Source organism: Nocardia sp. NBC_01730 (assembly GCF_035920445.1).
GTDB lineage: Bacteria > Actinomycetota > Actinomycetes > Mycobacteriales > Mycobacteriaceae > Nocardia.
Genome location: NZ_CP109162.1, coordinates 5406550 through 5425946, shown reverse-complemented (window position 1 = coordinate 5425946; position 19397 = coordinate 5406550). Strand labels below are relative to the sequence as shown.

Below are 19397 nucleotides of genomic sequence, written 5' to 3'. Positions count from 1 at the left end.
TTCTTTTGCTTTCCAGTGGTTTTCGGCGGGTTACCCCGTCATCATCAGTACCGGTGCGAGTCGCCGCGGCCACAAAGGGATGCCCGCACCCAGGTGTACGCAACAGGTCGGCAGGGGAACAGATGCTGGTGAGGATCAGGCCCGGAGCGCAGCTTTCCGGCGCCGAGCAGGAATTCGTCGCGTGCCTGCGGTCGTATCCGACGACCGGCCTCGCCATGATCGATCTGGAGGCGGACAACCGGCGGATCGACGCGGTGGTCTGCACGCCGCGGGGGCTCACCGTGCTCGAGGTGCACGGTTTCGAACGCAGGCAGAGCGGCGTCCTGAGCATTCCCGCCGACGGGCCGTGGAAGATCAGCGATGCCCCGGTGGAGCTGGATCACCTCGATTCCGGAAGTCCGTCCGATCGAGTGGAACACGGCATCTACGCCGTGAAGCACATGCTCGAGCGGTCGCTACAGGACCCGGGCCACATCTGTGGAGCCGTCGTGCTCATTCCGTTTCGCGGTGCGGTGGTGCGCCCTTCGCGCACCAACCTGCGGCCAGGCCTGGACGTCGTCGTCGGCAATGTCGCGGACGCGACCGAGCTGCGCATCTATCTGGAGGGGTTCTCCGCAGGCCCGCGCAATTGGACCGCGGACCGGGTGATCGGCGCGTGCAACGCGCTCGGCCTCGCCGGCCTCGCACCGGCCCGCACCGAGTTGATCGACGCGGGATTCGAGGAGAACGCGCCGACGCCGACGACAACCATTGCGCGCCAACCGAAACCGCGAGTCGAGCCGACGCCGGGCGTCGCGACCAAACGGCAGGCGTACGCGGGCTGGACCGTGGTAGCCGTCGCGGTTGTCGGCATGGTGCTCGTGCTGGGAGTGATCGTCACCGCGCTTGCCCACGATTCGGCGCAGCCGGCCCCGGCGGCCGACACCACCACGACCAGCCCGACACCGTCGCCGCCGCCGTACCGTCCGGCCGAGTGCTGGCCGTTCCAGTCGAACTGCTGAGCATCAATCTCGCACGGCCCTGCCCAGTTTGGTGAGCCGCAGCGCATGCTGCGCGCGGGCGAGCACATGTGCCCGCGAGGTGTCGATATGGGTGGTGAGGGTCTCCAGCGCGGCGTCGACCGCCCCGATCAGCAACTGCTCCGCGATCGCGATGTGCTCGGCGGTCATCGTGGCGATCCGGTCCGGGGTGGGCAGGTCCAGCGTGCGTACCGGCCGTACTCGGACATGCACCGCGGTGAGCGCGTCGGCAAGGGCGGCGTTGCCCGCCGCGGCAAGCAGCGTGGTGTGGAACCGTTCGTCGGCGGCCACCAGCCCGGGACCCGGATCGGGCGGATCGTCGCGCAACGCACGCCAGGTTTTGAGTTCCGCGCGCACCAGATCCAGGTCGTGTGCTGGCGTCGACGCGGGTCCGCCGGTCCGCCCCCGTTGAATCCCACTGGCCTCCAGCACAATCCGCAACTCATAGAGGTGATCGAGTTCGTCGATCCGAGGCCGGTACGGGTACAGGCCGTCGGAGAGCCGCTCGACCAGCCCCTCGGCTTGCAACCGAGCAAGAGCCTCGCGCACCGGGGTGCGCGACACCTGGTAGATCTCGGCGAGACGTTCTTCGCCGAGCCGTTCGGTCGGCACAATCGCTCCGGTGGCCAGATCCCGGCGCAGCGAGTCGTACACGCGCTCGCTCAACGGGATCCGACCACTGTGGCGGGTCATGGCGGCGCTCAGATCGCCATCGCCGAGCGGACCGCGGTCTCCGCGCCCGCGCCGCCGGCCCCGGTGGAGGTGATCCGGCCGGATCGCAGGACGTAGTAGCGCTGCGCGGCCTGCAGCGCGAAGCCGATGTGCTGCTCGACCAGCAGCACGCTCAGCCCGCCGCGCCGGGTGAGATCGATGATGGTGCTCTCGATCTCGGCGACCACCGACGGCTGGATGCCCTCGGTCGGCTCGTCGAGGATGAGCAGCTTCGGCTCGGTGATCAATGCCCGCGCGATCGCGAGTTGCTGGCGCTGGCCCCCGGAAAGCAGACCCGCTTTGCGGGTGAGCAGGTCACGCAGTGCGGGGAACAGGTCGAGCGACTCGTCGATCAGTGCCTTGCCTCGCTTGCGTCCGTCCGCGACGACCTGCAGGTTCTCGGCGGTGGTCAGCTGTGGAAAACTCTGCTGTCCCTGCGGTACGTAGGCGATACCGCGGCGCACCCGCCGAGACGGGGACAGCTTGGTGACGGTCTCTCCGTCGAATTCGATCCGCCCCGACTTCGCGCCGATCAGGCCGACGGCGGTGCGCAGCAGCGTGGTCTTCCCCGCCCCATTGTGTCCCATGACGGCGACCACGCTGTCGTCCGGAACCGTCACCGAGACGCCGTGGATCACCTCGGTACGGCCATAGCCGGAGTGGATATCGATCAGCTCGAGCATTCAGCGGACTCCTTGCCCTGCATGGTCGTTTCGTCTTCCAGCTCCGTCCCGACGGCCGCGGCGGTACCCAGGTACACCTCCTGCACCCTCGGGTCCGCCTGCACCTTCTCGACAGTGCCCTCGCTGAGCACTGCGCCGCCCGCCAGCACGGTCACCGACGTGGCGAAGGCGCGCATGAAGTCCATGTCGTGCTCGACCACCACGACGACGCGTTCGGCGCCGATCCGGCGCAACAGGTTCCCGGTCTCCTCGCGCTCTTCGGCACTCATGCCCGCGACCGGTTCGTCCAGCAGCAGCACCGAGGCGTTCTGCACCAGCAGCATGCCGATCTCCAGCCACTGCTTCTGCCCGTGTGCCAGCACCCCCGCGGGTTGGTCGCGCAGGTCGCCGAGGCCGATGGTCTCGAGCGCCTCCTCGATGCCGGGCAGTACCGACTTGCGCCGCCGCAGCATGGTGAGCGCCGAGCGGCCCGCGCCCGCCGCGATATCGAGATTCTGTAGCACGCTGAGCTGCTCGAACACACTCGCGGTCTGAAACGTCCGCCCGATGCCGAGTCTGGCGATCTGGTGCACCTTCTTACCGAGCAGTTCGACGCCGGTCTTCTGCGCTGATCCGGTCGCGGGGACCAGTCCGGTGATCGCGTCGATGAGCGTGGTCTTGCCCGCCCCGTTGGGGCCGATGAGAAAGCGCAGGTCGCCCTGCAACACCGTCAGGTCCACGTCGGTGACGGCCTTGAAGCCGTCGAAACTCACGGACAAGCCGCGGATTTCGAGGTACTCGCTGGACATGCCGGCATTGCTGCCGAGTTCGGGTCGCTTCGTCTCGGTCATCGGGATTTCACCTTCTCCGCCTCGGGTTCGGTCTCGGGTAGCGCTTCGGTCACCACGATCGGCGCCGAACGCCGAAACCGGCTGTTCGGCAGGCTCTTCAGCATCGGCCACAGTCCGGCGAGTCCGGCCGGGACGAAGCCGACCACCACGATAAACAGCACGCCTTGCAGGTAAGTCCAGCCGGAGGGGAACTCCTCGGAGAACGCCGTCTGAGCCCACGCCACGCCGATCGCGCCCAGCGCCGGCCCGAGCAGGGTGGTGCGGCCGCCGATCGCGACGCCGATGAGGAACGCGATGGACGGAACGACGCCGATGTCGGCGGGCGAGATGATGCCGACGATCGGAGTGAACAGCGCACCGGCGATGCCCGCGAAGAACGCGGCGACCACGTAGGCGACGATCTTCACGTTCGCCGGGTCGTAACCCAGGAAGCGCACCCGCTCCTCCTGGTCGCGCACGGCGACGAGCAGTTCGCCATACCTGCTGTGCATCAGCTGCCGCACCAGCGCGACCACCACCAGCAGAGTGCCCGCCGCGATGAAGAACAGCATCTGCCGATTCGCCGGGTCGGACAGCTTGAAGCCGAAGAAGGCGCGGAAATCCGACAGGCCAGTGAAGCCGCCGATGGTTTGCTGGCCGGTGAGCAGGATGGCAAGTGCGGCGGCAAGCGCCTGGCTGAGGATGGCGAAGTAAGCGCCCTTGACCCGGCGCTTGAACACGCCGTAGCCGAGCACCGCGGCGATCAGCGCGGGCAGCACGAGAATGCCGAGCAGCGCCACCGGAGCGGACGCGAACGGCTGCCAGAACGAGGGCAATTCGCGGATACCTGCGATCTCCATGAACTCCGGCACGTCGTTGCCGAGCCGGGCCGCGTCGGCCATCTGCAGATGCATCGCCATGACGTAGGCGCCGATGCCGAAGAACACACCCTGACCGAGAGTCAGCATTCCGCCACGGCCCCAGGCCAATCCGATGCCGACCGCGACGATCGCGAAGCAGAGGAACTTCGCGAGCAAGTTGAGCCGGAAGTCGCTGAGCACCGCGGGGGCGACCGCGAACAGCAGCAGAGCGGCGACCGCGAAACCGGCCGGCGCGGTGAGCGAGGAGTGCGCGCGCCACCGTTGTACGAGCGAAGTCAAGCCAGGCTCCTTGTGCGGACGGTGAACAAACCCTGTGGACGGACCTGCAAGAAGATGACGATGATGACGAAGACGATGACCTTCGCGATGGACGCGGTGGTCGAATATTCGATATAGGAATTGAGCAGGCCTAGGGCGAACGCCGCGATCACCGTGCCCTTGATCTGGCCGAGCCCGCCGATGACCACGACGAGGAACGCGTCGATCAGGTAGCTCTGGCCGATGGTCGGGCTCGTGGAACCGATCAGCGTGAGCGCGACACCTGCGACGCCGGCCAACCCGGACCCGATGAAGAAGGTGCTGATATCGGTGAAACGACTGGAGACGCCGGAGGTCTCGGCCAGACCCCGATTCTGCACCACCGCGCGGATGCGCCGTCCCAGCGGCGTCGTTTTGAGCACCGCGGCAAGCGCGGTCACCGCGACGACCGCGAGGACGAGAATGAAGATGCGGGTCTTCGGCACCACCGCCCCCACAATCGTGACGCCGCCGCTGAGCCATCCGGGTGCGACGACGTTCTTGGCTGGCGCGCCGAAGATGTCACGGGCAAGCTGCTGCAACACCAACCCGACACCGAAGGTGACCAGCAAGGTGTCCAGCGGTCGGTCGTACATCCAGCGAATCAGGCCCATCTCCAACGCCGCGCCGAGCAGCCCGCCGACGAGAAAGCCGATGAGCAGCGAGACGACGAGCGAGACACCCGCCGACGAGATGACCTTCTGCACCACGTAAGTCGTGTAGCACCCGGCCATGATGAACTCGCCGTGCGCCATGTTGATCACGCCCATCTGACCGAAGGTCAGCGAAAGCCCGAGCGCGGCAAGTAAGAGAATCGATCCCAGGCTCAGCCCCGTGAAGAGCTGGCCGATCACAACGTCCATAAGGAACTCCGGTGTTTTTGGCCGCGCGGGCGCGGCGTGTTCGCGGCCCCCTTTGGCTCGCGTCCGAGCGACCGCCGCTGGCGACTTCGTCGCGGACGCGTCGGCCGCTCGGACGCGAGCCGGGCCGCGAACGGGGCAATGCTCGGTCTCGCTGCGCTCGGAAGCGGGAGTGGGGCCGATGTGGTCGTGTCGGGTGGATGTGCGGCGGTGCATGTTTGCGGCTTCTTCGGTGGCTCGCGTATGAGCCGGCGGGACTCGTGACCGCGTCGGTCGCTCGGATGCGAGCCGGTCGCGGGCGGGTAGTGCTTGGCTTCACGGACCGCGAACACACAGCTCCGCAGGTGCTGCGAATTCAACACAGATCTACTTCAGGTTCTCGGCCCAGTCGTAGGACTTCAGGTACGGGTCCGGTGTGACTGCCTTGCCCGAGTCCCACACGGTGTAGATGAGTCCGTCCGGACGGATCTCGCCGATGCGGGCGGTCTTGGTGATGTGGTGGTTGGAGCCATCGATGGTGACCAGGCCCTCCGGCGCCTCGAAGGTCACGCCGTCGGCGGCGGCCTGGATGTCCGCCACCTTGAACGACTTCGCCTTCTCGACGGTGTTCTTCCACAGATAGACCGACGCGTAGGCGGCTTCCATCGGGTCCGAGGTCGGCTTGTCGGCGCCATACGCGGCCTTGTAGTCCGCGACGAACTTCTTGTTCACGGGGGTGTCGACGGTCTGGTAGTAGTTCCAGGCGGTCAGCTGTCCTGCGACGTTCTGCGCGCCGATGCCCGCGACTTCCTCTTCGGCGATGGATACCGAAACCACCGGCATGTCAGCGGCTTTCAGGCCCGCGTTGGTGTACTCGCGGAAGAAGGCGACGTTGGAGTCGCCGTTGAGGGTGTTGAACACCGCGCCGGCCTTCGCGGCGCGGACCTTGTTCACGATGGTGGAGAAGTCGGTCGAACCCAGCGGGGTGTAGTCCTCGCCCTTGATCTCGATGCCGTTGGCAGCGGCGTAAGCCTTGATCTCGCGATTGGCGGTCTGCGGGAAGACGTAGTCGCTGCCGACCAGGTAGAGGGAGGTGATGCCCTTCTGCTTCAGGTAGTCGAGCGCCGGGATGATCTGCTGGTTGGTGGTCGCGCCGGTGTAGAAGATGTTCTTGCTGTCCTCCAGGCCCTCGTATTGGACCGGGTAGTAGAGCAGCGAGTTCAGGCTCTCGAACTTCGGCTTCATGGCTTTACGGCTCGACGAGGTCCACCCGCCGAACACCGCCGCGACGCAGTCGGAGCTGATCAGCTTCTCCGCCTTCTCCGCGAAGGTTTTCGGGTCCGAGGCGCCGTCCTCGAGCACCAGTTCGACCTTCTTGCCCAGCACGCCGCCCGCGGCGTTGATCTGGTCCACGGCCAGCTTGGTCGAGTTGGCGACGGTGACCTCGGAAATGGCCATGGTGCCGGACAGCGAGTGCAGCGAACCGACCTTGATCGTGTCCTTCGACGTGTCGACGCAGGACACGGCGTTCGAGCCGGTAGTCGAGGCGTCGTCTTTGGCGCCACAGGCAGTCAGCAACAGGCCGGCGAGCGCGATCGCGGTCGGCACCGCCAAGGCCTTGATCATGCGCGTGGAGCGGTGTCGATGGCTGGCACGGGAATCTGGCATGGGGCGGAACCCTTCTCCTCATCAGGTAGTGCGGCGGCGCTGGGTTCGCGCCGCATCGAATACGCCGCCTTTCGCGCCGGTCATGGCTGTAGACCGCGCCGTATACAGCGGCTGTATTCGTGATGCGAACGGTAGAGAGGAGTTGTTGCACCGGAATATCTCCCGGTCACGAGTCGGTTTCGTCTGTTTCGCCGATGTGAACGTTTTGCGGTCGACAGTGGGTGAACTGGTGCGAGGTCGGGCAGAACCCCACGCTGCCTGGGGGTGGTGTGTCTACGGTTGCGTAGCGTCACCGACGTGCGGCACGCTTCGATTTGTACGACGTCAGAACCCGCGATCCGCACAACGGCAGTGCGGTCTCGAGTCGAGGAGGACAAGGTGGGGCACTACAAGGCGAACCTGAGAGACATCGAGTTCAACCTGTTCGAAGTGCTCGAGCTGGACAAGCTCCTGGATACCGGCGCCTATGGTGACCTCGACTCCGACACGGCCCGCGAGATCCTGTCCGAGGTGCGGCGGCTGGCCGAGGGGCCCGTCGCGGAATCCTTCGCGGCGGCCGACCGCGAGCCGGTGGTCTACGACGCGAACACCTTCTCCCTCTCCGTTCCTGAGCCGCTTCGTAAGACGGTCGCCGCCGTGCGGGACGCGGGCTGGAGCCGTTTGGGTATGCCGGAGGGCATGGGTGGCATCCCCGCGCCCGCGGCGTTGGTATGGGCGGTCGCGGAGATGATCACCTCCGCCAACCCCTCGGCCTCCTTCTTCAACATGGGTCCGGTGATGGGCTCCGTGCTGTACAACGTCGGCACCGAGCAGCAGAAGCACTGGGCCACTCTCGGCCTCGAGAAGGGCTGGCAGGGCACCATGGTGTTGACCGAGCCGGACGCGGGCTCGGACGTCGGCGCAGGCCGCACCAAAGCCATCCGGCAGGAGGACGGGTCCTGGCACATCGAAGGCGTGAAACGCTTCATCTCGGGTGCCGAGGTCGGCGACACCGCCGAGAATGTCTTCCACCTGGTGCTGGCCCGGCCGGAGGGGGCGGGCCCTGGCACCAAGGGCCTCTCGTTGTTCTACGTGCCGAAGTTCCTGTTCGACCCTGAGACGCTGGCACTCGGCGACCGCAACGGTGTGTATGTCACCGGGGTCGAGCACAAGATGGGCCTGAAGTCCTCGCCCACCTGCGAGCTGACTTTCGGTGGCGCCGACGTGCCTGCCAAGGGCTGGCTGGTCGGCGAGGTGCACAACGGCATCGCGCAGATGTTTCAGGTGATCGAGAACGCGCGCATGATGGTCGGCATCAAGTCCTCGGGAACGCTCTCGACTGGCTACCTGAACGCCCTCGACTACGCCAAGGAGCGGGTGCAGGGCGCAGATCTGACCCAGATGACCGACAAGGCCGCGCCCCGGGTCGCCATCAGTCAGCATCCGGACGTGCGTCGTTCGCTGGCGACCCAGAAGGCGTACGCCGAGGGGCTGCGCGCGGTGTACCTGTACACCGCCGCCCACCAGAACGCCGATGTGGCGCAGCTGGTTTCGGGCGCCGACGCCGACGTCGCGCACCGGGTGAACGACCTGCTGCTGCCGATCGTCAAGGGCGTCGGTTCCGAGCGGGCCTATCAGTACCTGACCGAGTCGCTGCAGACCTTCGGCGGCTCGGGTTATCTGCAGGATTACCCGGTCGAGCAGTACATCCGGGACGCGAAGATCGACTCGCTGTACGAGGGCACCACCGCCATCCAGGCACAGGACTTCTTCTTCCGCAAGATCGTCCGCGACAAGGGCGCGGCGCTCGGCCACCTCAACCGCCGGATCGCGGCCTTCCTCGATGCGAAGACCGGCCGGTTCGAGGCCGAGCGGCAGTTGCTGCACACGGCCTCGGCCGACGTGCAGGCGATGACCGCCACGCTCACCGGCTTTCTGATGGCCGGGCAACAGTCGCCGACCGAACTGTACAAAATCGGCCTCGGCTCGGTGCGCTTCCTGCTCGCGGTCGGTGACCTGCTCATCGGCTGGCGACTGCTGGTCCAAGCGGAGATCGCGGCCGCGGCCCTCGCGGCCGACGCACCGGCGAAGGACCGTGCCTTCTACACCGGAAAGGTTGCTGTAGCAAGCTTCTTCGCCAAGAACGTGCTACCGCAGCTAACGGCGGTAAAGGAAGTCGTCACCACCCTCGACAACGACATCATGAACCTGGACGAGGCAGCCTTCTGATCCGCGAACAACAGACCATAGCGAGACATTCTCGCGTGTACCGCGGTCAGGTGCTGGGTGTGGACAGGAGTCTCAGTACGACTGGGCGGGAGAGGGTGCCGGAGACCTGTCTGGCCAGTTGGTTGGCGCTCGCGCCCTCGGCGTGGGCGGTGCGCAAGGCGGCGGCGAGGTCGTCGCGGGCGGCTTCAGTGGCCGCTCGAGCGTCGCGCAGGCGGCGTGCCGCCAGGTCCACCTCGGACGTCTCGCCAGCGGTCAAGGTGTTGACCAATTCGACTTCCGGGAGGGACGCTTCGTCGGCGTCCGCGGCTGGGTCGCGCCGCATAGCCGCCCTGGCGAACTCCATCATGAACTCACGGGTCGCGTCCTTGTCCTCCGCGGCGGCCTCGCCGAGCAGTAGCCGGGTGGTCTGCGGCACCGCGTGCGACCAGTTGGCCAGGCCGCACAGTGCGAGCAGCAGGCGGCCCGCGCGACTGGAGTCCACGTCGAATTGCTCTTGGGCGCGGTCGAATTTGCGCACATAATGCTCGGCGCGCCAGCCATCGATGTCATGCGCGTCAGCGCCGCGGTGCAGCGCCTCCCAGAGCAGCAGCCGCAGCAGCTGTGGGTTGTGCCGGTGGTAGTCGAACAGCTTGCCGACGTAGGCGCCCGGTTCGGTGTCGGCCAACGGTTTGACCACGTCCAGGAACTCGCGCATGGTCTCGATGAGGATGACGTCGAACAGCTTGTCCTTGCTGCCGAACAGGCCGTAGATGCGTTCCTTGTTCACGCCCGCCGCCTCCGCGATGCGGTCGACCCGGGCGCCGGCCAAGCCGTACTGCGCGAATTCGTCGCGCGCGGCGCGCAGGAGGGCCTGCTTGGTCGCGTCGCTTCGTTTCATCGTGGCAGTCATGGGCACACTTTACCATTTCATTAAACCAACTATTTGGTTGACAGCGCGAGTGCGGCAGACTTACTGTCATGAGATGGCTACGCCCACCTATCAGCTTCCGGCCGACACCCCGGCCATGACGCGTCACCGCTACGCGTCGCCACGCGCCCACACCGGGCGCACGCTGCCCGTCTTTGTGCTGTCCGCCCTGATGGCCACCGGCCAGATGTACGTCCCGATCCCCCTTTTCAACGCCATGAAAGCCGACTGGAGCGTCGGGTCCGGCGTGATGACCTGGATCATCAGCGCGTTCGCGTTCGGCTACGCGGGCGGCTTCGTGTTGTTCGGCCCGTTGTCCGACCGCTACAGCCACCGCCGGGTACTGGTCACCGGCATGCTGGCCGCCTCGGTGGTCACTCTATTGACCGGACTGGCGTTCAGTGCGCCACTGGCCGTCGGCCTGCGAGTGGCGCAGGGGCTGGTCGTCGGCTCGATTCCGCCCGCGATCATGGCCTACGTGGCCACACGCATCGCCCCCGCGCACCGCGCGGTGGCCACCATGTCGGTGGCGACATCGTTCCTCGCGGCGACTGTGGTCGCGCAGATCGTCTCGCAGGCGGTAGTCGGCTCTTTCCCGTGGCACGCCGTATTCATCGGCGCCGCTGTTGTTTTCGCCGTGCTGGCGCTGGTGTTGCGCAGCGTGATGCTCGGCGACGTGCCAACCGGCCGACACCTTCCGCTGCGGCACAGCTATGCCGCGATCCCCGCGGTGCTGCGCATCAAGCCGCTGCTTCCGCTGCTCGTGGCCGGTGCGATGAGCATGGCGGTGATGGTCGGGATCTACACCGGCCTCGAACTCACCGGCATCGTCAAGGGATCGGGTGACCTGCTCGCCCTGCGTGCGGGAGCGCTCCCGGTGATGGTGGCACTGCCGCTGCTGGCCATCCCGCTGGCCCGGCTGTCGAAGCACGGTCAGATCGTGCTCGGCGTCCTGATCGCGGCCTCGGCGATGGTGGCGGCAACGTTCGAGGGGACACACCTCGCGGTGCTCACCGTGCTGCTCGCGATCCTGGTCGGCGGCCTCGGCATCATCGCCCCCGCGGTCCTGCAGAGCGCGGGCGAATTGGGTGGCGAGTCGCGTGCCGCCGCCATGTCGGTCGCCATGTTCAGCTTTTACGTGGGTGCCACCGTGGGCCCGCTGGTCGCCGCGGCCGCTGCGCCACACGGCTTTTCGGCCCTCGCCTGGACCCTCGCCCTGCTCCTGGTCGGCGCCTTCGGGATGACCTTGGTCGGCCTGCGTATCCATTGGGTTGTGTAATTTTGCAGCGCCTGCGGCGCTGCGTATGGCACCTGCCGCGAGTCCAACAAACCAGTGTGGTGTTCGGTTGAAGGGCTGAGGAGGTGACTGCGGACACGGCTCCTTCCTGGGCCCGGTTACTCGATCTCGGGTGCTGTGGCTGGCGACATCAGCATTGCTAGGAGTGTGTTGTGAAGTTTCCTTGTGTTCGTGCTGATCTGGTTGTGAGTCGATGCTGCCCTGTGGAATGGGTCCAGAACTTCGATGATTGTGCGCTGCGTCGTCAGAGACGGAAGCCAGATCGGCATCTCTCGCATAGTCGCCGCGTTGACGTGCTGGATGGCTGAGCCGGTCGCATGCTCCATGAGCCAGTCGAGGGCGATGGGGCTGCTCAAGTAGTAGGTCAGATAGTCGGCGTCTGCGTTGCCCTTCGGGCGTAGTCGAACGCACCCAGGCCCAAGCAGCCATCCGGTCTGTTCTTCCAGTACCCGGCCGTACCGCCCAAGTGTGCCCGCACGTGCGGTAACGATGTCTCCGCTGACCAGTCGGTATCTGGCCATTCGCTCGGCCACAGCCGGTGGCACCACGTCTAGATTTTCATACCCGATCCGATTGTTGTTGATGTTGCGTGGCAGTACCAACGGTATCCAGCACTGTTCGTGACCGCTTCTCGACACAGTGCCCGGACCTGGAAGTACGTCGCATAGAGTTTCGAGCCGGACAGACTGCCCCTCCCTGCTCGAGTGATGTCCAGCTACGACTGCAGCTAGGCGAGCCTCCAGAGTCGTGCGCAACGTATCGGCGCGTTTGCTGAGATCATCGAACTCGTTCCGCAGGGCTCCTAGTTCTGTGATCAGCTGTGCTGTATCCGGCCTCTGGCTGGGCGTACTGACATAGTGGGCCGGCTCCAAGTTGTAATTGTTCTCGCTAATCTCTTCGTGATCAACGGCTCGCGAGAAGCCATCGTTTCCGGTGAATTTTCTGGACTCGCCGCTGCCTCGCCACGTGTTGTACTCGTCGACAATTCGCTTGATGTCATCCGCGCTGAGCCGCCGTTCCGTACGGTCGACCATTTCGCCAAGGTCCCGAGCATCGATGAACAACATCTCCGAGAACTCTGCGGTGGTTTCAAGCCCACGCAGGATCCACACCATGGTCGCAATGCTGGTGAATCTGAATAGCTGACGCGGCAACGCGATGACACACTCAATCACGCCGGCCGCGACCATGCGCCCGCGGATAGCGCTTCGTGCGAAGGCCGCGCCTGCAGGCATCAGCACTGCTGCTCGCCCCATCGGCTCCAGCTTGGTGACCACATGCTGCAGCCAGGCGAAGTTGGCGTTGTGCGAGGGCGGATCTCCGAACGGCCACGTCCGGTTTTGCGGCAGGTCCACACGCAGGTTGAATGGTGGGTTCGCGATAATCCGGCTGAACCGGCGCTCCGGGAACCGGTCCTCGATCAGCGCGTTACTCGGCATGCTCAGGTCAGCCTCGATGCCATGAAGCGCGAGGTTCATCCTGCTGGTCAGCCACGACCACTCGAGTGGTGTCTGGCCGTAAACCTGCCAACCATCTAGCGAACCGCTCAGACGGTTGGCATGTATGGCCGCAGCACTCAGCAATTCGCCGGACCCGCAGGCCGGGTCGTATACATGATCAGAAGAACTTGGATCGATTAGTTCAACCAGGCACCGGGCGACATCTGGGGGTGTGAAATAGCCGCCGCTGCGACCCATGTCGCGTTCCAGGTTGGCAAGTATGGCTTCCCCGATGCGCCCCGGAGTCGATTCAGGACCACCTTCGCTGAAATCGATTTGGTCGATGAGGTGCGCGGCTTCGATCAGGGACGGGTCGGGCGTGTGCTTCATCGTCCGGAACACCGGAACGGACTGGGTGTCCGCTCCCAAGGGTATCGACACTTCTTCGAGCAGACTGCGGAACTCGAGCCAGTCCGAGGACTCGATCAGCGATCGCCAGATGTCGGTATGGCAGGTCTTGACGTATACCAAGCCGAGCAACAATTCGAGGGACGAAGCTGTGTCATGCGTACCGCGCATTTTGTTGGCTGCTGCCCACAGCAGAGCCGGGCTGTCTGATTTTGGGTGTTCCGCCTCCCGAGGCGCCGGGCTCGTGCCTGTCATCTCGGAGGTCTCCGCGTTGCGTAAGACGCGGTCGGCGTAGCTGGTATCCGCTCGCTCGTCGGGTTTGAGCCTGTTGCGCGGAACCTTTCTTCTTTGTAGCCAACGCGCGACGTCGCCTATCTCGAACACTTCACGTCCAGAAACGGTGTGTCCCTTTGGGAAATCAGCGTGCCGCGTGCGCCAGTTGCTGACGGCGCTGAGCCGGACTTCGGCCCGATCGGCTATGTCTTTCAGAGTGACGTAGCCACTTTCGTCACTCATCTCTCGCTCCTCGTGTGAGCAGCGTCGTGCGATCGGGCCGTCGGCCGAGCGTAGGCACGACCTGATCGTACGACTCCAACTGGTCGATCAAGCTGGGCGACAGGTAGCCCAACAGGCGAAGGATCGTTTGATGATCGGCTTCCAGATGACGGTGATGGATCGGTTCGTGGTGCATGATCCGGTTTCGGAACAGCCGCATCGTTTGCAGGTCGTAGTGCAAGCGCCCGCGCGGACCGCGATACAAGGGAAAAGCCCTGTGCAGGTACGGCACCCACAAACTACGGTCATACGTCTTGCTGGTGAGTGAAACCCAGAACCCGAAGGACAGTTCAGCCACGATGTCGTCGGCTGTGTATTTGCCCCCCACGCCCAGTGCGCTTACTTCGAGCGCTGGTCACCATCTGCAGTCCGGGCTCGCGCAGTTGAGCGACTCCCCACCAGTCTTGGCGTTTGAACTCATCGGTCAGCCGTTGGTGCACCGCGTTGCGCAGGGCCAATTCGAGGCAGTGAAGAGGGGTATAGAACGCCGCCGAGATATCGATATTCCACCAGTACAACCGGATCGCAGTGTCGATGTCACCACCAGTCTTAGCCAGGTATGGCGCGAACCTCGCCTGCGACAGGGCGTCGCGGATCCAGTCGGGTTCGGTCACCATCTTGCTTGCCTCGCATCCGGTTCAGGGCACCGCAAAGTTGCGCTACAATACAGGAGTACGCCCCGGGTTCGCCTCTGCTCCGGCATGCCACCCGGGGCATCGCTTTGCCTTGGTCAGTTCTCGAGTGACTGCGTCGAAGCGTTCCATCTCGATTGTCGAACTGGCGTGGTTCATAGCGTAGCGGCAACCGAATCGCTTAACAAGTACTCGGTATACGCACAATTTGTGAACAGCTGCTGTGGCAGGCGGATACACGACCGGGAACGGCTCTTGGAAACGCATCTGCGCATTTCAAGTACCTGCTTAGCTCAGGGGCGCTTGATCTCACAAGGATGCACGCTCATTGGGCGACCCTTGCTGAGTTCACAGATCAAGCTGACTGGGGCCCTCTGAGTATCACAGATCCAAGTCCGGTCGGTTGACGCCAAGGACCCACCAGTCGCGCGGCTGGTGGGTCCTTACGTTTTCGGGGGAAGGGTGTCGCCGGGTCTATTCACTCCTCGCGCCAAGGCGACGTCCTGCCAGGCATTCGAAGTTCGCGGTGACCGGTGAGGGGGCGACTACTTCAGCACGTAGGGGGAGACCGAGCTGCGGTGTTCGCTGATGTCGAGGACCTTGCCGAGGGGTGGGAAGGCGCGTTGGGGGCAGTTGGCGCGTTCACAGACGCGGCAGCCCGCGCCGATCGGGGTGGCTTGGACTTCGTCCAGATCGATACCGTCGGCGTAGATCACGCGGCCTGCGTGTCGCAGTTCGCAACCGAGGCCGATCGCGAAGGTCTTGCTCGGCTGCCCGTAGCGGGTGGCGCGGCGCTCCACCGTGCGGGCCACCCAAAGGTATTTGCGGCCGTCGGGCATCTGGGCGATCTGCGTCATGATCTTGCCGGGATAGGCGAAGGTCTCGTAGACGTTCCACAGCGGGCAGGTGCCGCCGCTGGCGGAGAAGTGGAAGCCGGTGGCGGACTGGCGTTTCGACATATTTCCCGCCCGGTCGACCCGGACGAAGGAGAACGGGACGCCGCGCAGTGCCGGCCGTTGCAGAGTGGACAGCCGGTGGCAGATGGTCTCGTAGCTCTGGGTGAAGAACGCCGACAGCCGCTCGATGTCGTAGCGGAAATCCTCGGCGACCTCGTGGAAATGCTTGTACGGCAGGACCATTGCCGCAGCGAAGTAGTTGGCAAGGCCGAGCATGGCCAGCTTGCGGGCGTCCTCGGACGCGAAATTACCCTCGTCGACCAGCTTTTCGAGCAGCTCCCCGCACTCGAAGTAGGCCAGCTCGGCGGCCAGCTTGAAAGTGCGTTGCCCGCCGGAGAGGTGAGGCGCGATCTCCAGGTGCTGGGTCTGTGGGTCGTAGTGGTGCAGCACGCCCTCGCCGAGGTCGATGCGTTCGAGGATCCGCACGCCGTGCGCCCGCAGCATCCTGGCGACCTCGCTGTTCACGTCACCACCGTGGAAGCGGATGCGGGCGGTGAGTTCCTCCGCGGCCGTGTCCAATGCGTGGATGTAGTTCTGCCGCTGGTAGAAGTAGTCGCGCACTTCCTCGTGCGGCTTGCTGATCGCCGCGCTGCCCGCTCCGTCGGCGAACCGGTCCTCGGTGGCGGCCGCCAGCTGGGCGGAGGTGTTGCGGTAGCGGTTGTGCATGTTCACCAGCGCGCGGGCCATACTCGGGTGCGCCGAGATCATGTCCGCGATCTCCTGGGTGTCGGCCTCGATGCCCAGCTCCTGGTCCATCACGACCTCCTGGAGTTCGGCGATGAGCCGGGTGTCGTCCTGGGAGGAGAAAAACGTCGCGTCGACGCCGAATACCTCGCTGATCTTCAGCAACACCGGTACGGTCAGCGGGCGCACGTCATGTTCGATCTGGTTGAGATAGCTCGCCGAGATCTCCAGCTTCTGGGCGAGTGAGACCTGGCTCAGCTCTCGTTCGGTCCGCAGCTGGCGCAGCCGCGTTCCGACGTAAGTCTTGGCCATATGTCCAGTTTATGGGTGCTTTCGCATGCCTGCCAAGGAAAAATTAGCAGTCGGCCGGAGCGATGTGTCACACCCGCGGGTTACCGTCGGGAGGTGATGTTCTCGGATGTCGTGCAGGCCTCGGGGACCGTTCGCGCGACCAGGTCACGAAAGACGAAGATCGCCACGTTGGCACAGCTGCTGGCGGCGGCCGCGCCGCAGGAGTTGGCGGCGGTGGTCGCCTGGGTGTCCGGCGAACTGCCGCAGGGTCGGATCGGGACGGGCTGGCGGACGCTCACTGCGATGGATGGCACACCGGCAATCGTTGCGACGCTGACGGTTTCGGCGGTGAACTCCGCGCTGAGCGATTTGGCCGAGACCGCGGGCCCCGGCTCGACGGCCCGCCGCAAAGAACTGCTTGCGGCGCTGTGGTCCGCCGCGACTCACGACGAACAGGACTTTCTCCTGAGACTGCTGACCGGCGAGTTGCGCCAGGGCGCGCTCACGGCGGTCGTCAGCGAGGCGGTGGCCGAGGCCGCGGACGTGCCGCCGGATTTGGTGCGCAGGGCGTACATGCTTTCCGGTCAGCTGCCGGTCACCGCCGCGGCCGCGCTCACCGGCGGAGCCGAGGCGCTTGCCGAGTTCCGTCTGGAGGTCGGTCGTCCGATCCAGCCGATGCTCGCCTCGCCGGGTGCGACGCTCGATGAGGCGCTTGCCGAATTCGACGGCGAGGTGAGTGTCGAGCACAAAATGGACGGCGCCCGCATCCAGGTGCACCGGGAGGGCGATCAGGTCCGGGTGTTCACCAGGACGCTGCGCGAGATCACCGCGGGGGTGCCGGAGCTGGTGGAGCTGGTCGCGGGGCTGGCGTGTACGAGCGTCGTGCTGGACGGGGAGACGCTCGCGCTCACCGACTCCGGGCGGCCGCGTCCATTCCAGGAGACCATGAGCCGCTTCGCCGAGGTGAGTTCCACCCGGGAGTTGCTGCTGCACCCGTACTTCTTCGACTGTCTGCACCTGGACGGCAGGGACCTGCTCGATGCTCCGCTGTCCGAACGGCGCGCCGCGCTCACGAAGGTGGCCGGGGCGTACAGCATTCCCGCGCTGATCCGGCCCGATGCCGAAGCGGCCGCCGAATACTTCGACGGTGTGCTCGCGGCCGGCCACGAGGGGGTCATGATCAAGTCGTTGACCGCACCGTACGCGGCGGGCAGGCGCGGGCGGGCCTGGCAGAAGATCAAGCCGACGCACACCCTGGACCTGATCGTGCTCGGCGCGGAGTGGGGCTACGGTCGCCGCACCGGCTACCTGTCGAATCTGCACCTTGGCGCGCGCGATCCGGAAACCGGCGATCCGGTGATGGTCGGCAAGACATTCAAGGGACTGACCGACGCGCTACTGCACTGGCAGACAGCCGAATTCCCGCGGCACGAGCGGGCACGTGACCGGTCAACCGTGTACCTGTGGCCCCAACTCGTCGTCGAGATCGCCCTGGACGGTGTCCAGATCAGCCCGCGCTATCCCGGCGGCGTCGCCCTGCGCTTCGCCCGGGTGGTGCGCTATCGCCCAGACAAGGATCCCGTCGAGGCCGACACCATCGGCACGGTGCGCGCACTGCTGCCTTGATCAGACCGTGATCTGACACCGTCGGCGTGTGACGCTGCGATGATGGCTGTGCCGCTGTCAGTATGGGCTCATCAGGGTGGCGGATGCTCGACACACCGCAGTGGTTCGGCAGGGTTTCTTGCTTCGGGACAGGGGTCGGCAGGTGGGTGCGATGGTGCGATGGCGGCTGCGTGGGCGGTACGCCGGAACGGTGTTGGCGCTGGTCGGCGCACTGGCCGTGAGTGCGGTGGCCGGGACGTCCGCGCGCGCTGATCCGATCGAGCAATTCGTCACACCGTCGGGTGAGTACTCCGGAGTCCTACCGACGCCGCTGGGCGATCCGTTCTACACGCCGCCGCCGGACTTCGAGAGCCAGCCGCCGGGAACGATTCTCACGACCCGCCCGAGCGGCACGGGCCTGACCTTCTTTCCGCTGAACTCGACCGAACTGCTGATTCGATCCACCGATGCCAAGGGTCGGCCGGTGCCGGTGGTCGCGACGCTGCTCGTGCCGACCGCGCCGTGGACCGGCCCCGGGCCGCGCCCGCTGCTGTCGTTCAACGCCGCGATCGACTCGCTCGGGCACAAATGCGCGCCGTCCTACGAGTTGAAGTCCGCGCTGGAGGGCAAGCTGTGGGCCGCGCAGATTCCGTTGTCCAAGGGCTACGCCGTGATCGTCCCCGACCACCAGGGCCCGCGGCAGGCTTACGGGGCCGGTCGGATGGCCGGTCACGCGGTGCTCGACGCGATCAGGGCCGTGGTCCATACACCGGACTTCGGGTTGCCGCCGGACACGCCCACCGTGGTCACGGGATACTCCGGCGGTGCGATCGCGACCGGATGGGCCGCGCAGTTGGCACCCGACTACGCGCCGGAGGTGAACCTCGTCGGCGCGGCGTTCGGGGGCGTGCCCGCCGACTTCGGCATGTTGCTGGCCGGCATGGACGGCCGCAACGCCGCCTCCGGAGTGTTTCTTGCCGCGACACTCGGGCTGGCCAGGGAGTATCCGGAAATGCTCGGTCTGATGAACGACAATGGCTGGCGCTTGGCCCAGATCGGCAAGGACATGTGCATGTCGTCGGCGGGGTTCGCCGGTGTCGTCGCGCCGATTCCGGTGCAGGCGCTCACCAATGTCGCCGCGCCCACCGAGCTGCCGATGATCAAGGAGATCCTGGCCGACAATCGCATGGGCGCGACCGCGCCGAAGGTGCCGGTGTTCCTCTATCACGGCACGCACGATCCGTGGGTGCCATTGGCCGGGGCCGAAAATCTCTACGCGGACTGGTGCCGTGGTGGGGCGGAGGTGGACTTCGAGGTGCATCTCGGGGAGCACTTCATCGTCGGCCTCAGCGGGATCCCCGGTGCGAATGCGTGGATAGACGATCGGTTCGCAGGTCGTCCGGTCACACCGGGATGCACGCGGCTCGGCTGAGAGAGAGCACAATCCACGTTATCCCGTCCTGGACGTCCGACTGACGGCAACCACTTTGGCGATGACGTTGGCGGGT

16 protein-coding genes are annotated in these 19397 nt (G+C 65.6%); 5 read left to right on the top strand and 11 right to left on the bottom strand.

The window, feature by feature from the left end; genetic code table 11:
* Nucleotides 1-122 precede the first annotated feature (122 nt).
* Nucleotides 123-1001 (top strand): NERD domain-containing protein, encoded by an 879-nt coding sequence (locus tag OHB12_RS22440; protein ID WP_327110550.1) that lies wholly within the window; start codon nucleotides 123-125, stop codon nucleotides 999-1001.
* Between the two features lie 3 nt (nucleotides 1002-1004).
* Here the strand turns inward: OHB12_RS22440 and OHB12_RS22435 are convergent, their stop codons facing one another.
* The 6 genes from OHB12_RS22435 to urtA form a co-directional block, all read right to left on the bottom strand.
* Nucleotides 1005-1712: a GntR family transcriptional regulator gene (locus OHB12_RS22435; RefSeq protein ID WP_327110549.1), complete on the bottom strand. Its 708-nt coding sequence runs from the start codon at nucleotides 1710-1712 to the stop codon at nucleotides 1005-1007.
* A gap of 8 nt (nucleotides 1713-1720) precedes the next feature.
* Nucleotides 1721-2413 carry an urea ABC transporter ATP-binding subunit UrtE gene (urtE, locus tag OHB12_RS22430; protein WP_327110548.1) on the bottom strand — a complete coding sequence of 231 codons (693 nt, stop codon included), beginning with the start codon at nucleotides 2411-2413 and terminating at the stop codon, nucleotides 1721-1723.
* Entirely contained in the window at nucleotides 2401-3243 is an 843-nt protein-coding gene (gene urtD / locus OHB12_RS22425) for an urea ABC transporter ATP-binding protein UrtD (protein WP_327110547.1), read from the bottom strand. Before urtD ends, urtE begins: the two co-directional genes overlap by 13 nt.
* Nucleotides 3240-4382 (bottom strand): urea ABC transporter permease subunit UrtC, encoded by a 1143-nt coding sequence (urtC, locus tag OHB12_RS22420; RefSeq protein ID WP_327110546.1) that lies wholly within the window; start codon nucleotides 4380-4382, stop codon nucleotides 3240-3242. The genes urtD and urtC overlap by 4 nt, the downstream gene beginning before the upstream one ends.
* Nucleotides 4379-5263, bottom strand: coding sequence for an urea ABC transporter permease subunit UrtB (gene urtB, locus OHB12_RS22415; protein ID WP_327110545.1), 885 nt, complete (start codon nucleotides 5261-5263; stop codon nucleotides 4379-4381). The genes urtC and urtB overlap by 4 nt, the downstream gene beginning before the upstream one ends.
* A gap of 363 nt (nucleotides 5264-5626) precedes the next feature.
* A complete protein-coding gene (urtA, locus tag OHB12_RS22410; protein ID WP_442800122.1) occupies nucleotides 5627-6865 on the bottom strand; it encodes an urea ABC transporter substrate-binding protein in 1239 nt (412 codons plus the stop codon).
* Nucleotides 6866-7285: 420 nt separating this feature from the next.
* Between urtA and OHB12_RS22405 the strand changes: the two genes are divergently transcribed.
* Nucleotides 7286-9115 (top strand): acyl-CoA dehydrogenase, encoded by a 1830-nt coding sequence (locus OHB12_RS22405; protein WP_327110543.1) that lies wholly within the window; start codon nucleotides 7286-7288, stop codon nucleotides 9113-9115.
* Nucleotides 9116-9161: 46 nt separating this feature from the next.
* Here OHB12_RS22405 and OHB12_RS22400 read toward each other — a convergent pair whose 3' ends face one another.
* Nucleotides 9162-10004: a TetR/AcrR family transcriptional regulator gene (locus OHB12_RS22400; RefSeq protein ID WP_327110542.1), complete on the bottom strand. Its 843-nt coding sequence runs from the start codon at nucleotides 10002-10004 to the stop codon at nucleotides 9162-9164.
* A 73-nt stretch (nucleotides 10005-10077) separates the two neighbouring features.
* Between OHB12_RS22400 and OHB12_RS22395 the strand changes: the two genes are divergently transcribed.
* Nucleotides 10078-11301 (top strand): MFS transporter, encoded by a 1224-nt coding sequence (locus tag OHB12_RS22395; protein WP_327110541.1) that lies wholly within the window; start codon nucleotides 10078-10080, stop codon nucleotides 11299-11301.
* Nucleotides 11302-11417: 116 nt separating this feature from the next.
* On the opposite strand, the gene OHB12_RS22390 is transcribed toward OHB12_RS22395, so the two are convergent.
* The 4 genes from OHB12_RS22390 to ramB form a co-directional block, all read right to left on the bottom strand.
* On the bottom strand, nucleotides 11418-13682 hold the full coding sequence (locus OHB12_RS22390) for an N-6 DNA methylase (protein WP_327110540.1): 2265 nt from the start codon (nucleotides 13680-13682) through the stop codon (nucleotides 11418-11420).
* Complete coding sequence (locus tag OHB12_RS22385; RefSeq protein ID WP_327110539.1) at nucleotides 13675-13953, bottom strand: hypothetical protein; 279 nt, start codon at nucleotides 13951-13953, stop codon at nucleotides 13675-13677. The genes OHB12_RS22390 and OHB12_RS22385 overlap by 8 nt, the downstream gene beginning before the upstream one ends.
* 58 nt (nucleotides 13954-14011) lie before the next feature.
* Nucleotides 14012-14338, bottom strand: coding sequence for a hypothetical protein (locus OHB12_RS22380; protein WP_327110538.1), 327 nt, complete (start codon nucleotides 14336-14338; stop codon nucleotides 14012-14014).
* A 560-nt stretch (nucleotides 14339-14898) separates the two neighbouring features.
* Nucleotides 14899-16305, bottom strand: a complete 1407-nt coding sequence (gene ramB, locus OHB12_RS22375; RefSeq protein ID WP_327110537.1) for an acetate metabolism transcriptional regulator RamB — start codon at nucleotides 16303-16305, stop codon at nucleotides 14899-14901.
* Nucleotides 16306-16398: 93 nt separating this feature from the next.
* Between ramB and OHB12_RS22370 the strand changes: the two genes are divergently transcribed.
* Nucleotides 16399-17910 (top strand): ATP-dependent DNA ligase, encoded by a 1512-nt coding sequence (locus OHB12_RS22370; protein WP_327110536.1) that lies wholly within the window; start codon nucleotides 16399-16401, stop codon nucleotides 17908-17910.
* 151 nt (nucleotides 17911-18061) lie between these two features.
* The gene (locus OHB12_RS22365) at nucleotides 18062-19321 is read left to right on the top strand and encodes a lipase family protein (protein ID WP_327110535.1); all 1260 of its coding nucleotides are present in this window, start codon (nucleotides 18062-18064) and stop codon (nucleotides 19319-19321) included.
* Nucleotides 19322-19397: the final 76 nt, after the last annotated feature.

Bases quoted from the DNA above. Each gene is read 5' to 3' on its own strand.
- urtD (WP_327110547.1), bottom strand. From the start codon at position 3,243: ATGACCGAGACGAAGCGACCCGAACTCGGCAGCAATGCCGGCATGTCC.
- urtB (WP_327110545.1), bottom strand. From the start codon at position 5,263: ATGGACGTTGTGATCGGCCAGCTCTTCACGGGGCTGAGCCTGGGATCG.
- OHB12_RS22390 (WP_327110540.1), bottom strand. From the start codon at position 13,682: ATGAGTGACGAAAGTGGCTACGTCACTCTGAAAGACATAGCCGATCGG.
- OHB12_RS22400 (WP_327110542.1), bottom strand. From the start codon at position 10,004: ATGACTGCCACGATGAAACGAAGCGACGCGACCAAGCAGGCCCTCCTG.
- ramB (WP_327110537.1), bottom strand. From the start codon at position 16,305: ATGGCCAAGACTTACGTCGGAACGCGGCTGCGCCAGCTGCGGACCGAA.
- OHB12_RS22380 (WP_327110538.1), bottom strand. From the start codon at position 14,338: ATGGTGACCGAACCCGACTGGATCCGCGACGCCCTGTCGCAGGCGAGG.
- urtE (WP_327110548.1), bottom strand. From the start codon at position 2,413: ATGCTCGAGCTGATCGATATCCACTCCGGCTATGGCCGTACCGAGGTG.
- urtA (WP_442800122.1), bottom strand. From the start codon at position 6,865: ATGATCAAGGCCTTGGCGGTGCCGACCGCGATCGCGCTCGCCGGCCTG.
- OHB12_RS22365 (WP_327110535.1), top strand. From the start codon at position 18,062: ATGGTGCGATGGCGGCTGCGTGGGCGGTACGCCGGAACGGTGTTGGCG.
- OHB12_RS22435 (WP_327110549.1), bottom strand. From the start codon at position 1,712: ATGACCCGCCACAGTGGTCGGATCCCGTTGAGCGAGCGCGTGTACGAC.
- OHB12_RS22440 (WP_327110550.1), top strand. From the start codon at position 123: ATGCTGGTGAGGATCAGGCCCGGAGCGCAGCTTTCCGGCGCCGAGCAG.
- OHB12_RS22395 (WP_327110541.1), top strand. From the start codon at position 10,078: ATGGCTACGCCCACCTATCAGCTTCCGGCCGACACCCCGGCCATGACG.